The sequence below is a fragment of the Symploca atlantica LB2515 genome (genome assembly GCF_052546295.1).
Window position 1 is genome coordinate 4714541 of record NZ_JBQWMT010000001.1, and the last position, 15382, is coordinate 4729922.

Genomic DNA, 15382 nt, shown 5'->3' on the forward strand with positions numbered 1-15382 from the left:
TTACCTACGGTCTAGGAAAAGTTTAGTTAGCCAATATGACATTTGAGTAACAATCCTATGACAATTGTGTGATCTTCCTCATAACGGTAAAGCTAGTAATTTATTGCTTTGGAGTAACAAGAGTAAATCCTTCAGCTGTGCCGATGATTACTTTATTCCTTAACTCTAAAGACTCCAGGGTTGATTGATCTAAAAGCAAGTAAGATTGATCTGACCACAACCGTTGCCAATCATCTCCATCTTGAGGAATCACTTGGCGATCGCTATAGAAATCTAAACTGGGACGCCCATAGGGAAAAGATGTATAAACTACTGTTCCGGGATTGGTATGATTTCTAATTAAAGCAGCAACTGGCTTGACAGGAAAAGCTTCATTTAACTCCCAAAGCCAGGATTGAGAAGTCATCAATAGCGCCAAAGTTAAGTAAGTTCCCAGCAACAAGATGGGGATAAAACTTCTGTGATGACGTGTCATTTGCCAAGCAGCACCAGCCATAGTTAGCGCCAAGACAACACCCATCATGATCAAAACTGGCTGGGGATCTGCCAAGACAAAGTAAACACAGCCCCCCAAAGCGGCAACTGCGAGCAAGCCCAGAATACCTGCTAGGATGCGGGGATAATGTTTATGCTTTGGCCAAAATCTAGCAAGTTGAGCGGCAACGGCAAGGGTAAAAAAGGGATAAAACGGCATGATGTACCAGGGCAGCTTGGTTTTCATCAGAGAAATAATGCCCAAATAGCCAATCGTGCCAATCAGCACTAAACACCCCCAGCTAGTATGGCGTTTTTGCCAAGCTAAGCATAATCCTCCAGGCCAGAACATTAACCAAGGCCAGCTATATTTGAGTAATTCCAAAAGATAATACCAAAAAGGGCCGCTATGCCCTTCAACTGCCCCAGAAATGCGCTGTAAGCCTTGATCCTGAAAATGAACTTGCCAAAAGGTAGCGCCGTAATGGTGTCCCTGAGCCGCATACCAGGCAAATATTGGTAGATTTCCGAAAAGTATACCCAGCCAAAAATAGGGGCTCTTCAGTAATCTTAGTTGTTGATTTACCACCAGAAAGACTAAAGCGATCGCTCCTAAAGGTATCATCAATAGACCTTTGGTGAAACTGATCAGTCCCAGGCACAAGCCGATACCAATCGCCCAACGCTGATTTTGGCGCGCCTTTAGTAGACACAACAATAACAACAGAAAAGCAGAATTCACGGCACCATCTAACATAGCTAGCCGCCCGTGGCGCACCACTGGTAAGAAGGTTAAGTAAACGCCACCAGCAAAAACGGCTGATAAGCGTTGGCAAAAGAGTTCTCTTCCTACTAAGTACATTAGCGGCACTCCGCAAGCGGTTAATATTGCTCCCGGTAGGCGAGTGGTTAACTCTGTCACGCCACCTAGCTTGTAGCTGAGGGCAATTAGCCAATCCATCAACGGCGGCTTGAGAAGATATGGTTCTCCGTGCATCGTTGGGTAAAGCCAGTTGCCGGTGCGATAAATTTCTCTGGCAATCAGAGCACGTGTTCCTTCATCCCAGTCTCGTAAGGGGACATCTCCGAGAGCAATGCCCCAGAGAAAAAAGGCAGCTAAGAAAAAGCCCAGGAACCACTGCGCCTCTTTAAGGAAGGGGCTATTTACGACAGATTTACTCATCTCTACAAGGGAATAACCATCACTATTGTGGGGTGATTTTGAGACAGGCAGACATGTCCTAGGGTTTTAGTAGATCTTTTCCTTTCTAAATAATCATTTGGCGACTACATGGCAAGCATAAATTAGTTATAGAAATTAGCTAAATTACCCAAAATAGAGATCATTTTTTTTGAAAGATATTTGAGCATGCCGTAATAGGAAAATGTCTTAAAAAAGAAAAATAGATAGTGTTGCATACATCACAAAACAACTTGTAAATAATCCTAAATAATCCGGAAAAGCTATGAGCCAATAGAAGTATTTTTTAGTGCAAGTAACTATCAACTACCAACTTGCACTCTGGATAATACAACATGTTTGCAAATAATATTAAAGTACTGATCACAGCAGAACATGCATCTTTACAATTTGGCGGCGAAGCAGCTTTGCCTCTCCACTATTTTAGAGTACTTCGCAGTCGTAGCATCGAAACTTGGCTGGTAGTTCACGAACGAACTCGTGACGAACTAAAATTGTTATTTCCAGAAGAAATTGACCGTATTTATTTTGTGCCAGATACGATGTGGCACCTTATCGTGTGGCAGTGTAGTAAACTTTTGCCAAGTAGAGTTTCCTATTTCACTTTTGGCTTAATTTTGAGGCTAATGACTCAGGTAGTTCAGCATCGCCTCATCAAAGAAATTGTGCGGGAACAAAAGATTAATGTTATTCATCAACCGATTCCTGTCTCTCCCAAAGAACCATCAATGATTTTCGGTTTGGGTGCGCCAGTAGTCATCGGACCAATGAACGGAGGGATGGACTACCCCCCGACCTTCAAAAAGATGCAAAGCCGATTCGTTGGTTTTAGTTTAAGACTCGGTCGTCTTTTTGCCAACTTATTCAATACTCTGATCCCCGGCAAGCGTCAAGCAACAACCTTGCTAGTTGCTAATCAACGCACTAGAGAGGCTCTACCAAAGGGCATCCATGGCAAGGTAATTGAATTGGTAGAAAATGGTGTAGATTTCTCAGTATGGCGTTGCCAACACAAGAGTCAAAGTTTAGAGAAGAACTCAGGTAAAGGAACTGTAACTCAGTACTCAAAACCAGAATTTCCTCAGCCAACCAAGTTCATTTTCGTCGGTAGACTAGTTGACTGGAAAGCAGTAGATTTGCTGATTGCTGCGTTTAAGCAGGTATCAAAGCAGATACCCGCCGAATTAGAAATCATCGGCGATGGTCCTTTGCGGGCAGTCCTTGAGGCACAGGCAAAGGAGCTTGGTTTTAGTCAACCCCACAACCAACAAACGGCTCAAGACTCCACAAGCCAACTTAAAGAAGGAGCAACAGTTTACTTTACTGGCTGGCTTTCTCAGGCTGAGTGCGCCCAAAGACTCCAGCAAGCTGATGTATTTGTGCTTCCTAGCTTGCTCGAGTGTGGTGGTGCTGTGGTACTCGAAGCCATGGCAATGGGCTTACCTGTCATTGCTAGCAATTGGGGCGGCCCGGCTGACTACCTTGACGAATCTTGCGGTATTTTGGTTAACCCTGAGTCACGAGAGTCTTTGATTAATGGCATTGCAACCGCCATGCTTAAAACAGCACAAAACCCAGAACTGCGTCGAGCAATGGGCAGGGCTGGCTATCAGCGCGTACTCGACCACTTTGATTGGGAAGTGAAAGTAGACATCATGCTGGGAATTTATCAGGAAGCGATGACAAGACAATCCACTAGCGCCGAATCGAAGCAATTTTGATCAATTTGCTCTAGATATAACTAGAGGATCTATCTTGATCAAGGTGATGCACTAGGGTGAGATCTAGGTAAGTTGCCTCTCCGGTATTACCAGCTAGTACTGTAAAGGGCTGATCTGGTTCTCCCAGGTGATTGAGTACTAGCCTTGCACCAGAAAAGTTTTGCTCCCTAGTGTAATCGTTGACAGTAATAACTGTTTTTAAGCCTGCTTGCAGGGCTGCCGTGAGTCCGTGGTATGAATCTTCAACGGCAAGGCAATCTGAAGCTGGTATGCTCATTGCCTGCAACACATAATGATAGATATCCGGGGCAGGCTTTTTGGCAGGTACGATATCACCTGCGGCGATAATCTCAAACCAGGAGAGGCTATCTGGGCCAAGGTGATGTTGCAATAAAGCAGTGACATTAGGTAAAGCAGCAGTAGTGGCGATCGCTAAGCGCATCTTTTGCGATCGCGCTTCTTTTAGTAATCTCTTGACCCCTGGACGCAAGGGGACAGCACCCTCGGCTACCATTTGTTGAAAATACTTAGTTTTAGTCCCATGCAGACTGGCAATCAAGCTATCTAAATCAGCAGGTGGCTGGAAATCGGGGCGGTATTTTTGCAAGTAGTAGCGAATGCGTTCCTTACCACCCGCGACTTCGAGTAATTCCCCGTACAGAGGAATTGACCACTGCCAATCTAGTCCTGCTTCAGCAAAGGCACGATTGAAGGCGACTCGATGACCATCTCGTTCAGTATCGGCTATCGTACCATCAACGTCAAAGATTAATGCCCGCAGTTTGCTCATACAGTCCAATTTGCAAGGTTCTGGGGCAAGATTAGCAGTTCCTGGGGCATTTCGTTCCGAAAATTTATTATACCCCTACCATTCTGACTATGGCGGGGGTTGGGGTGCTTCCCCACAAACCAGAATTACAAGTCTTAATTAATTACATATCTTCGGCAAAGCTCATCTGTTCTAGCATTAGAGAAAACAGTTATTGTTTGCTCGGAGCTATCAGGTGATCAGATCCAGGCACCAGAAAAATGCCAACCACCGCTCAAGCATTATTATCCCACTCCTTGTTATTGCTGCCGTTATTCTGCTGTCCTCTAGTACCCTTGTGCATTTGCTTACTGAGGCTTGGTGGTTCGATGCAGCAGGTTTTTCTGGTATTTTTTGGACTCTGCTGACTTGGCGATTGCTAGTTTGGCTAGGAACTTTTATTGTCTTTGGTGTCTTTCTTTGGGTAAACTACCGCCTTGCTATGCGGTTAGCACCCTCAAACGGACAGGTACGGGTTCTCAGGGGTCGTTCCTCGAAATATCGCTCTCTTCGTTGGTTAGAAGACAGTAACTTAGAGATTTATGCCAGAAGTCTCCCGAACTACATCGCGCTAGTAGCAATTTTTCTGATTTCTCTGGTTGCAGCAGGAGCTACTATTGGTTCCTGGGAGACTATTTTAAAGTACTTAAATGCTAGCGATTTCGGCAGTGTAGAACCAATCTATCAGCGTGATATTGGCTTTTATATTTTCCAATTACCATTCTACGAAGGCCTAAGAAACTGGTTACTGGCGCTGTTGATTTGTGCGCTAGTAGTCTCTGTTCCTGTCTATCTTCTCAAAGGCAGTATCAATACAGCACGCACTTGGCAAAACCTGATATCCGGTTCAGCAAAAACTCATTTGAGTCTGCTTTTAGCCGCCATAGCTGTATTAATTGCCGTTGGCTTCTGGCTTAACCGTTATCAGCTACTCTATTCTGAGGAAGGGGTAGTCTTCGGGGCCGGTTATACCGACGTTCATGCTGAGCTTGTATCTTTATGGATTATGAGCTTTTTGGCGTTGATTTTGGCAGTTGTGTTGATTATTTCCATCGGGCAAAATAACACTACTTTACCCGTCTATGGAATTGGAATTTTTATTGCGGCTTTAGTTCTTTCGAGAGGAGTCTATCCCTGGTTTGAGCAACAATTTATCGTTGAACCTAACGAACTAGCTAAAGAAAAGCCTTATATAGCGAGTAGTATCAAACTTACCAGACAGGCTTATGGTCTAGACACGGTACAGAGGCAAGAGTATCCAGCAAAGACACAACTAAATAGCCAAATTTTGCAGGCAAATCAGGGGACAATTGACAATATTCGCCTTTGGGACTATCGGCCTTTACTAAGTACTTACCGCCAACTCCAGGAAATCCGTCTCTACTATAGATTTAGTGATGTTGATATTGACCGCTACACCATTGCAGGAAACTATCGCCAGGTAATGCTCTCGCCGAGGGAATTATCCTACTCACAAGTACCCCAAAGAGCACGCACCTGGGTTAATCAGCGCCTCAAGTATACTCATGGCTATGGTTTAGTGATGAGTCCGGTTAACCAAGTTACACCCCAAGGCTTACCAGAATTTTTTATTAAAGACATTCCACCTGAATCCCAGGTAAATTTACCAGTAAATAAACCGGGGATTTATTATGGTGAAGAAACCGATACTTATATCTTTACTGGTGCTAGTACCGAAGAATTTGACTATCCCCGTGGTGATGAGAATGCTTTTACTAAATACGACGGTACAGGTGGCGTGCCGATGGGTTCTTTCTGGCGTAGGCTAGCTTATGCTTACGACTTGGGTAGTCTCAAAATTTTAATCTCAAACTACTTTACTAACGAGTCACGCATTCATTACTATCGACAGATTAAAGAACGGGTGAGTCATGTTGCGCCGTTCCTGCGTTTGGATAGTGACCCTTACATTACTCTAATTGACGGCAAACTCCAGTGGATTATTGATGCCTATACGGTAAGCAATTACTATCCTTATTCCGAACCAATTGGAGACAGTAATCAGTTCAATTACATCCGCAACTCAGTTAAGGTATTAGTTGATGCTTACGATGGCACAATGCAGTTTTTTGTAGTAGATGAAAATGACCCTCTACTAGCAACTTACCGCAAGATTTTTCCGGAGTTATTCGTCTCAAGCCAAAGTATTCCCCCTAAAGTTAGAACTCATTTTCGTTATCCAGTCGATTTGTTTAAGTTCCAGTCCCAGATGTACCTTGCCTATCATATGAGTGATCCAGAGGTATTTTACAATCAGGAAGACTTATGGCGCTTTCCTACTGAGATTTACGAGGGTAATGAGCAAGTAGTTGAACCGTACTACATGGTGATGCGTTTGCCCCAGGGCGAAAGTGAAGAATTTATTCTCATTTTGCCCTTTACCCCAGGCACGAAAGACAATATGGTTGCCTGGATGGCGGCACGCTCGAATGGCGAAAATTATGGTAAATTACTCCTATATGAGTTTCCCAAGCAACAACTGGTCTATGGTCCGAAGCAAGTAGAAGCTCGTGTTGACCAGAGTACTGGAATTTCTGAGCAGTTGACTTTGTGGAGTCAGCAAGGCTCAAGAGTAATTCGTGGTGATTTATTAGTTATTCCCATTCAAGAGTCTTTACTCTATGTAGAACCAGTTTATCTGCGGGCCGAACAAGGCGAGTTGCCAGAACTTAAGCGGGTGATTGTTGCCTATGGTGAAGAAGTGGTGATGGAAGAGTCACTGGAACAATCCCTGGCGGCAATTTTCGGGGAGAAACAACCCCAGAAGCCAGCACCTGTGCCGAGAACTGAGGTTCCCTCAAGTTTGTCTCAATCAGCCTTAAATGCCTTCCGCAAGGCGCAGCAAGCTTTACGGGAAGGCAATTGGGCTAATTATGGTCAATATCAACAGGAACTTGAAAAGATTTTACAGCAATTAAATCAGGGAGTTACCAAAAGGGAAAATTGAAAATTGAACTGTACACATCAGTATCTGACTTGTAGCATCAATTAACCATTTTCCTGCTCAGCGAGATTTTCTATTGGCGACTTCTTCACGGCTTTAAAGGCGGCGTAGAAGCCAAAAATTTTGCCACAACAGCAACAAATTCAGCCGTTGATTCGTAAGGTAAAACATTACGACCGGGAATTTGACAAGCCTCGCCTTGAGGTAAATGCCGGATATATTCCCTCATTCTGGTCTCTGGCGTCTCTGATTTCCCATTACGGCTAATACTCGATGCTTCCTCGCCCAATACTACCAGAGTTGGTTGAAAAGTAGTTGCGATCGCTTCTTGATAGTTTTGCCGCCAAAAACCCGCCAGGAAGGAAAAAACAGCATGGCAACTAGCCGGATTACTAGCACCCTCCTCCAGAGTATCTAACCATTCCGCGTCAACGGCTGACTTATCGGCAAACAATTGGCGTTCTGAAAAAGATTGCAAAAATTGACGGCGGCGGGCATAACGATAGAAGGCGCTACCTACAGGAGAGTCTAATACATTCCAGGTTAATTTGTGTTGCCAAGAAGGAGTATCTTGAGTAATTAATCTCCACGTTGGAGGTCCCGATAGTACCAGTTTTTTGAGATAATTAGGCTCAGTTTGCTTTTGTACTAGAGCAAGTGCCACTGGTAACTCAGCACCTTGGGAGAGCAAAACTACAGGTTTTTTAACGACTGTGTGCAAAAAGTAGTGCAATTGCTCTGCCCAGTCTACAGGCTGATAAGCAATACGAGGCATGTCACTCTCACCACATCCGAGCAAATCCGGGTTATAAATTGGGTTACCATAACCTCTTTGACGCCACTCTTGGCAAAAGCGATGCCAGAAACGGCGGGATAAACCAACACCGATGGGATGTAGTAGCAACAGAGGAATATCTTGGTCAGTTGTTGCCTCAGTTGGGGTATATAGTTCGTAAGCGCAACGGTAATTCCGCCAGGTGTAAAACTGTGAAGCTGGAAAAGATTCCCTTACGTCTTCGCTTTGAGGTGAACCGGGAACTGGGGAATGCGGTGCCATAGCTGAAATAAGATAAACTCTATTGCTAATTAAACCAGTCATTTGTGAGGAAATAAAACTTCCCTAAAAGTTAGAGAGACTCTTCTGGTTCTGGTATATTCTTTGCCTTGATACATATCTATTTTGCGGGCAGCAATGCCGTGTAACCAACGGTATCTAGCGGCTTGCTGTAAAATTGCCAAACTTCCAGGTAACAACAAAATTGATGCTGATTCTGTTGCTTGAGAATTAGTAAAATCCATCACACAAGAACTACCTAGGCTCAGCAAAAAAATTGTATTACCAAAGCAAGGAATACAGTCAATATGGCTCTTAGTACCTTGTCCGGGTTGGTATTCGTTGACAAGTAATTGATCGGCAACTATTTTTGTTGAAAAATCCTTCGCTAGTTTTCTCGCCATATTGTTTGCCCAATCTGGCAAAACTCCTAAGTATTCCGAGGCAAAAATCGAACCGTCTTGATGTTCATAACTATAGCCGTACTGTTGGACCCTTCTTTGTAATTCTCTTGACCACACTTGCTCGTCAACAATTTCCAGTAACTGCCTTTGTTGCTCAGGATTTAGGTAACGAGTAATATAAGTCATTCCCGGAATTTGCTTGGCGTCAGATTCCAGAACATAATTTAAATCTGTCCCTATTTTGTCTGGCATAGCTTTTAGTGTACGAGTAATTTATGCTTAAAAAATATCCAAATCTATCTGTGTGTATCTGTAGTTCTAAATGATCAATTCTGATTAAGCCAAAAAAATAATTAATTAGAATATACCTACCAAACTTATCCTGCTGAATCTTCATCCTGACTGGGTGTTACTTGCCTTGCTAAATGCGATCGCAGTAGTGCCAACTTCAGTAATTCTGGACTCAAAAAACCCGCTTCTTTGAGCCATTCTTCCTGGGGAATTACCTGGCACTTATTAGAGCGTCTGTGTTCAATTACTAACTGCAACACCGTTAAATCATCATAATTATCTTCAGGAAAATGAGGATACTGTTGCTGAATAAAATTTTCTAGTTCAGCAGCGGCATTAGCAGACTCTTGGTAACGATTTTGTAAGCGCAATTCATCCAGAAAAATTTTAGTGTTTTTTTCATAAGCTTTTCTGACAAATAACCAACTCTGTAGTTTTCGGCAACAAGCTACCTCAGACATTAATTGCTGAAATTCCTCCGATGTCAGATCATTTTCACCTAGCCAGTTTGTGAAAGCTGTCTCTTCAAAAAGATTGTGTTGTAAACGAAAGCGTCGATTCTCCTTATCTATCTCTGATTGAGAAATATTCACCCCCATAATTTCAGCTAAAATTTGCACTAAAGCTCGATTAGCGGCATGTAAATTAGTTTCATTAAAATCAGAGAGATGCAAAGCAGCATATCCAGCAATATCTCCTAAAGGTATAGTCGTACCTTGCCGTAATACTGTTCTATCTCTGTCATAGAGTGTTGCAAAAAATTGGTTGCGTACTAGTTTAAAATCTGGCTTGAACTGAGATGAGGTTTCAGGTAAGTCCCGCAGAGTTTGCAGCAGCAAAACAGTATCTTGTTGCTTGATGTCTAGATATTTATCCTTGCTAAAAATTCTCAAACTTGCTATTTCTTCTGCTGCAATTCCTGCTGCCATAGCTTGACGAAAAACAGTAAAAAAAGTCCGCTCAGGGAAATAAATAGACTTAGCGATCTCTAACAGTTGCTCACACAAATCATTGCTAATAACTCCCTCTTCCTGAGCGCGCCGGAAAGTGTAACGGATATTAAGCATCGGTTCTGACAGAGGACGATATCCGGTATCCTCTGGGCCATAAACCAGAGCAACTTCGTCATCATCAATTAGCTCTCCGCTCGCGTACATACGGTAAACCTCTCCAACTCCAACCATGCCGAAAGCCTCTGTTTCAACTGCCCGTAAAGCCCCCATACTACTCGCTCCGTACACTGAAATTCCCTGTTCCAGAGCATATAATATTTCCTTGTGCCATACAGAAGGACAGCTCAAAAAGACGCCGTCAATCAAGCCAATAATATCTGGTTTGTAGATAGCTATTGCACTGATTAAATCGGCTTGCTTAGCTGGTGGCAAATAGATAGCATCTAAAATTTTTCTTGCTTCGACAACGGGGAGTGACGGCCCCAAGAATATGATAATTTTTTTCATATCTAAGATTAAAATACTCCTCCGGCAGGACGATGAGTATCAACTTCACGTAAACCCTCAGTTTTTGAAGTAACTGTAACTAAATGCTGACTTTCAGCAAAAGCGATCGCTCTTTGTTTTGGTTGATAACTTCTGTGAAAAGATGCTTCTAACCCTGGTACGATCACTCTCACTATAGAAATATCCCATCCTGGCGGAGTTAAATCAAAAACAATCACCTGATGGAGTCCTACTTGCTTAAGTTTTTCCAAAATAATAGCAATATCTTCCTCAAAGGTAGGACAAGCTTGTGACTGACGCACTCTGGCATCTATCGTCGGGATATGGGACTCCAGTTTGCCTCCTCCAAAGCTGCTATTATTTTTGAGTCTTAAAGCTGTATAGTATTGATGATAGATATCATCTCTAGCTCCAGAAATCACGATTAGACGAGTTTGAGCTGCTTCACTCAAAGCTCTCACCATTGCCACTTCTGGGTCAAGGTGCGCCCCATAGCCGTGGCTGCTGGGTTCAACTCCACTGGGGTCATAAATATAGGCTCGATATACAGGCACCTCAGTGTCAACAGTGCAGTCAAATAAGACAGGAATTACCTGTGCTGCTGCCAATTTTGCTAACAATTCTTGTACTACAGGGTACTCAATTGTTTCAAGACATACTCTCGGCATTTGGTATCCTTCAGGTATACCATATCCTTGCAAGCAAGCTTCAAGTTGACAAGAAATAGCGTCCCGTTCAAGTAGTTCTAATAAAGCAGAACTAAGGGCTTCTAAAAAGTGATTTCCCGAAGCTAAACCATTTGAACCCATCTCAAATGAGCCGAGACTAGTAAAGTCTTTATACCAGAATTTATGGTAGTTCATTGAAACTGCCTGAACCGGAACAGCCACCTCATGTTGATTAAGAATATCCCAACCTAGACACCATTGTTCTAGTCGATGTAAATTAAAGAAGGAATTCTCTCGTAGGAGTAAATTTTCTCTAGGAATAACCTGATAATTTTGTGCCAATTGAGCATAGGATAAGTTAATTTCTGGCAACACAATAGTTTCAGCACAATAAAGTTCTATAGACTCCATTGCCCCCGAAACCATTGCTGCCTCTAGAGTGGTTCCTTTGCCAGAAGAAGTAACAATACTGTAGCTATTGGGGCGATAAGCAATAGTCACCGGAATGCCAATCCGATCTAAACCTGTAATATTGGCAATGCGGGTTAAACCAATAGATTTAAAGTAGGGACGAATTTTTTCCCAGGTTTCTTTGGGAGAAGCAGTGCGTTGTGTACCTTGCCAAAAAAGCTTGGTGGCTTGGTAGGCTTGATTGCGGAAATTTAGGGAACTCACTTAATCTACTAGGTTTGACTACCAGTTTGCACAGATTAGATTGGTGCAAATCTTAGCCTAACTAAATAAAAGCCCAGTCGCATGTAAACAACCAGACTTTTTTTATTGATCTGTGGCACAGACAAACACAATTATCTGCCCAAGTTTTTAACCCTAGGCAGATAATTATACAGTTGCAAGAAGGACTTAGTTATTTTCCTTTCCTCTTCAATTAATATCAAGTTGCTATTAAACTTATGCTCCTAATTCCTCTGTTGAAAGTTTTTAATTTGCTAAAAAGGAGTGCAACTTGATATAAAGGTAGTAAGAGGTAGAGGTATTGTGCAAATGCCTGTGTCTTAGGCAATGAAGCTGTTGACAATATCAATGTCAAGGAAGGTGGAAAATGCTGCCGGCTTGTTCTCAATAGTGGCAAATTGTGTCCCATTGAAGAACAGATCACCAGTGGTGTTGTTGTAGGTAAATTGGCTATTGGAGGTTGCACCAAATCCAGAGCCATAAACGAGGATATTATCGCCCTCTGTCCACTGGAAGTCTTTGATGATATCAATTCCTTCCGAGAGGTAATTAAAGCCAAAGTTGTCAGCACCAGCACCGCCATAGAGGGTGTCTTTACCAGCACCGCCGACGAGAGTATCATTGCCTGCTTCGCCGTAAAGCTTGTCATTGCCAGAGTTACCAACCAGTTTATCGTTGCCTGTGTAACCTAGCAGCGTGTCATTGCCAGTGCCGCCATACATCTTGTCGTCGCCCTGCCAGCCATCTAGGTAATCATTTCCTGACTCACCATACATGACGTCATTGTCATTGCCGCCATAGAGGCTATCATTGCCTGTATAACCATACATGGTGTCGTTACCATCGCCGCCGTACAGAATGTCGTCATTCTTCCAGCCATCTAGGTAATCATTTCCAGCCTCACCATACATAGTGTCGTTGCCATCGCCGCCATAGAGGCTATCATTTTTAGGGCCGCCTGTGAGGTTATCATTGCCTCCTTTACCGTCAATTTTCCAAGACTTCCATGTCTTGAACAGCCACCAACCTTCTTTATAAGCTTTAAAGACATCGTTGCCATTAGTGCCGTTGTAAGTTCCCATGTAGGTTACTCCTTTTAGAGTGCAATGTTTTTGTTATTCGCAAATTTTTCTTTGGTGATAGATGCACTCTATTTCCCTGAATTAACCAGAGTGAAGTAAGGCAATAAAATTGAAGCTTCCTTTACTTCCCTCTACTTGTTAATCACTCCCCAGGCAAAAGTTTTATGCAAACAACCAAAAAATAACTTTTGTAAAGAGACGTATAAAATTAAGCTAATTGGGCAGATTAAAGAGCGGAGATTCTAAATTGATTTCCATGGAAGAGCAACTAAAACAGTTAGTGTGTCAGGTGCAACAGCACCCAGATAATATCCAGAAGCGGCAGCAAGCTTTAAGTGAGCTAGTTGAGCAAATACTGCGATCGCGCCCAATTTGTCGTCCGCGTCGGGACAAATCTCTATCGGGTATTTATCTAGATATTCTGCAAGCAGCAAAACGTCAATTACACTGCAATATTAACCAAAATATCGATAGATATAAACCACAAGTTAATACTGTTAGAAACTGGGTTAAAGAGCAGCAGGATGGTGCTTTTAAAAAAGTACTAAGCGAAGCTCATCTTCAACAACTAGCCTTAGCAGCTCAGCAATACAAACCCAAAACTCCAGAATGGCAGTATGCTTTGAGAGAATTGCTTTATGCAATTCGCTTATCAGGAAGGCTTTCCCGCCTCTATTCGCGCCAAGTTACTGCTGATGTCTATGCAGATGCAGTCAATCAAACTCTATTATTTGTTTGCCAAAACGTCAATAAGTATGAACCTAGTAAAGGGAGATTTATGGCATGGGTAAATTACCGATTGGATATGTCTCTGCGGGAAACTAAACAAGAGCTAAAAGATCCATTTGTTAAAGCAGTAAATGGCAAAATTATTAGAATCAAGTATCAGCTAGCCCTCTTAGTAAAAAAAGTCAAACTGGGGGATCTACAAGCTTGGATAAATTTAGTATTAAGAGGATTGATATCTGATGCCAATGTAGCTATGGAAGTGATATCAATTTTGACCGTATTGTTTGTGTTATCTCAGTTAGTAGTAACTAATCCCACAGTGGGAGATTCATTATTATTCGAGCTGGCAAAAGAAACCTTACCTGTATCATTAGGTTTGTATGACATCAAGCTTGACTCAACAACCTTAGAGGAAATACCGCAACTCGAAGTAAAGCCTCTGTTGTCTGAAAAAATTAGGCAATATATTCAAGAGGATCCAGACAGGCTATTCCAAAAGCACATTAGGGAGCATCCTCAAGCAACTTTTCAGGCTATAGCGTTAGCTCGTTTTGATGGGCAAACCTGGAAAGAGATGTCCGCATCTTTCAACATTGGAATTCCAGCCCTCAATAGTTTTTTCCAACGTCGTCTGAGGGAATTGGCACCAGCAATCAAAAAACACTTGCAGGAATAGTTTAGCTAACAACGGGAAAAAGCAATGACAATTCACGCCAAAGAGACTTTAGATTTTACGGTTACGCTAGCCCAAGCAGCCCATCAGCTAGCAGCTAAATTCTGTCAGCCTCAATCAAATCTTCAAAAAGCAGAACAGATTTACCTTAACACACTGGCAGTATACGCGGTTAATTATTATTTGCAATGTTTGGGGTTTGAAACAGACTGGAAAGCGAGCGATAGCTGGGATTCAATAATGCAGAATTTCCTCAATGTTGCTGATTTGGTAGTAAAAAATTATGGCAAGCTGGAGTGTAGACCCGTATTGCCTGATGCAGAAGTCGTTTACTTTCTAGAAGAGGTTCATGCAGAACGCATTGGCTATATTGCAGTGCAGATCAATGAATCGTTAGAGGAAGCAACATTGTTAGGATTTACCACAAAAGTGACAATGGCAGAATTGCCTCTGAACCACTTACAGTCTCTGGAAGATTTGCCCAAATACATCACTTCCTTTAGACCATTAGCTAATTTGAGTCAATGGTTTGAAGATGTGTTCGAGACAGGTTGGCAGAGTATTGAAACCGTTTTTGATAGACAACCAACTGAGTTAGCTTACCAATTTAGGCTTGGTCAAAAAACTGGCGTAGAGCGATGCAAGCTGATTGAGTTGGTTAAACCTGTTCAATCAGTAGCTTTAATTGTCGGGCTGATCCGAAACGCTGAACAGGAAATGGATATTAGTATTAAAGTACAGCCAACCAAAGGTCAAACTTATCTTCCTGAAAATCTACTTTTGATGGTGCTAGATGAGGCTGGTCAAGTTGTCATGGATGCTCGAGCAAAAAGCGCAAATCAGAATATTCAATTGGAGTTAACTGGCGAACCGGGCGATAGTTTTAGCGTAAAAGTTACCTTGGATGAGGTTAGCGTAACCGAAAATTTTGTAGTTTAAATATATTGTAAATAGAAAATGGTAAATGTTTAATTACTGCTGTGCCTGCTAATAGTAAATTGAAGCTATAAGCTAGATACTTGATGTGTACAGTTCAATTCTCTATTGTCCCTTCCTACGTAAAATGTATAAAGGCTTCTCTTGGCAGCGAAGTTGTGGCAAATTATGTCAAGATTTGTTAAAAAAACCGTAAAAGCATGGGACTGACTCGGAGAAATAG

Annotated in this window: 11 protein-coding genes; 4 read left to right on the forward strand and 7 right to left on the reverse strand. The window is 42.4% G+C overall.

The window, feature by feature from the left end:
- Nucleotides 1–100 precede the first annotated feature (100 nt).
- The gene (locus tag ACT7WV_RS19555) at nucleotides 101–1657 is read right to left on the reverse strand and encodes an ArnT family glycosyltransferase (protein WP_445104493.1); all 1557 of its coding nucleotides are present in this window, start codon (nucleotides 1655–1657) and stop codon (nucleotides 101–103) included.
- 353 nt (nucleotides 1658–2010) lie between these two features.
- Between ACT7WV_RS19555 and ACT7WV_RS19560 the strand changes: the two genes are divergently transcribed.
- Nucleotides 2011–3396, forward strand: coding sequence for a glycosyltransferase family 4 protein (locus tag ACT7WV_RS19560; RefSeq protein ID WP_445104494.1), 1386 nt, complete (start codon nucleotides 2011–2013; stop codon nucleotides 3394–3396).
- Between the two features lie 10 nt (nucleotides 3397–3406).
- On the opposite strand, the gene ACT7WV_RS19565 is transcribed toward ACT7WV_RS19560, so the two are convergent.
- The gene (locus tag ACT7WV_RS19565; RefSeq protein WP_445104495.1) at nucleotides 3407–4186 is read right to left on the reverse strand and encodes an HAD family hydrolase; all 780 of its coding nucleotides are present in this window, start codon (nucleotides 4184–4186) and stop codon (nucleotides 3407–3409) included.
- A gap of 214 nt (nucleotides 4187–4400) precedes the next feature.
- Here ACT7WV_RS19565 and ACT7WV_RS19570 point away from each other — a divergent pair, with 214 nt between their 5' ends.
- Complete coding sequence (locus ACT7WV_RS19570; RefSeq protein WP_445104496.1) at nucleotides 4401–7172, forward strand: UPF0182 family membrane protein; 2772 nt, start codon at nucleotides 4401–4403, stop codon at nucleotides 7170–7172.
- Between the two features lie 85 nt (nucleotides 7173–7257).
- Here the strand turns inward: ACT7WV_RS19570 and ACT7WV_RS19575 are convergent, their stop codons facing one another.
- The 5 genes from ACT7WV_RS19575 to ACT7WV_RS19595 all read right to left on the reverse strand — a co-directional run bounded on the left by ACT7WV_RS19575 (nucleotide 7258) and on the right by ACT7WV_RS19595 (nucleotide 12821).
- Nucleotides 7258–8226, reverse strand: coding sequence for an alpha/beta fold hydrolase (locus ACT7WV_RS19575; RefSeq protein WP_445104497.1), 969 nt, complete (start codon nucleotides 8224–8226; stop codon nucleotides 7258–7260).
- Between the two features lie 38 nt (nucleotides 8227–8264).
- On the reverse strand, nucleotides 8265–8879 hold the full coding sequence (locus ACT7WV_RS19580; RefSeq protein WP_445104498.1) for an alpha-ketoglutarate-dependent dioxygenase AlkB: 615 nt from the start codon (nucleotides 8877–8879) through the stop codon (nucleotides 8265–8267).
- A 125-nt stretch (nucleotides 8880–9004) separates the two neighbouring features.
- On the reverse strand, nucleotides 9005–10378 hold the full coding sequence (locus ACT7WV_RS19585) for a TfuA-related McrA-glycine thioamidation protein (RefSeq protein ID WP_445104499.1): 1374 nt from the start codon (nucleotides 10376–10378) through the stop codon (nucleotides 9005–9007).
- An 8-nt stretch (nucleotides 10379–10386) separates the two neighbouring features.
- Nucleotides 10387–11721 (reverse strand): YcaO-like family protein, encoded by a 1335-nt coding sequence (locus ACT7WV_RS19590; RefSeq protein WP_445104500.1) that lies wholly within the window; start codon nucleotides 11719–11721, stop codon nucleotides 10387–10389.
- A 338-nt stretch (nucleotides 11722–12059) separates the two neighbouring features.
- Nucleotides 12060–12821, reverse strand: a complete 762-nt coding sequence (locus ACT7WV_RS19595; RefSeq protein WP_445104501.1) for a calcium-binding protein — start codon at nucleotides 12819–12821, stop codon at nucleotides 12060–12062.
- Nucleotides 12822–13077: 256 nt separating this feature from the next.
- On the opposite strand from ACT7WV_RS19595, the gene ACT7WV_RS19600 reads away from it, so the two are divergent.
- Nucleotides 13078–14226 (forward strand): hypothetical protein, encoded by a 1149-nt coding sequence (locus tag ACT7WV_RS19600; RefSeq protein ID WP_445104502.1) that lies wholly within the window; start codon nucleotides 13078–13080, stop codon nucleotides 14224–14226.
- Nucleotides 14227–14250: 24 nt separating this feature from the next.
- Nucleotides 14251–15162, forward strand: coding sequence for a DUF1822 family protein (locus tag ACT7WV_RS19605; protein ID WP_445104503.1), 912 nt, complete (start codon nucleotides 14251–14253; stop codon nucleotides 15160–15162).
- The last annotated feature ends 220 nt before the right edge of the window (nucleotides 15163–15382 follow it).

Bases quoted from the DNA above. Each gene is read 5' to 3' on its own strand.
- ACT7WV_RS19555 (WP_445104493.1), bottom strand. From the start codon at position 1,657: ATGAGTAAATCTGTCGTAAATAGCCCCTTCCTTAAAGAGGCGCAGTGG.
- ACT7WV_RS19560 (WP_445104494.1), top strand. From the start codon at position 2,011: ATGTTTGCAAATAATATTAAAGTACTGATCACAGCAGAACATGCATCT.
- ACT7WV_RS19565 (WP_445104495.1), bottom strand. From the start codon at position 4,186: ATGAGCAAACTGCGGGCATTAATCTTTGACGTTGATGGTACGATAGCC.
- ACT7WV_RS19575 (WP_445104497.1), bottom strand. From the start codon at position 8,226: ATGGCACCGCATTCCCCAGTTCCCGGTTCACCTCAAAGCGAAGACGTA.
- ACT7WV_RS19580 (WP_445104498.1), bottom strand. From the start codon at position 8,879: ATGCCAGACAAAATAGGGACAGATTTAAATTATGTTCTGGAATCTGAC.
- ACT7WV_RS19585 (WP_445104499.1), bottom strand. From the start codon at position 10,378: ATGAAAAAAATTATCATATTCTTGGGGCCGTCACTCCCCGTTGTCGAA.
- ACT7WV_RS19595 (WP_445104501.1), bottom strand. From the start codon at position 12,821: ATGGGAACTTACAACGGCACTAATGGCAACGATGTCTTTAAAGCTTAT.
- ACT7WV_RS19600 (WP_445104502.1), top strand. From the start codon at position 13,078: ATGGAAGAGCAACTAAAACAGTTAGTGTGTCAGGTGCAACAGCACCCA.
- ACT7WV_RS19605 (WP_445104503.1), top strand. From the start codon at position 14,251: ATGACAATTCACGCCAAAGAGACTTTAGATTTTACGGTTACGCTAGCC.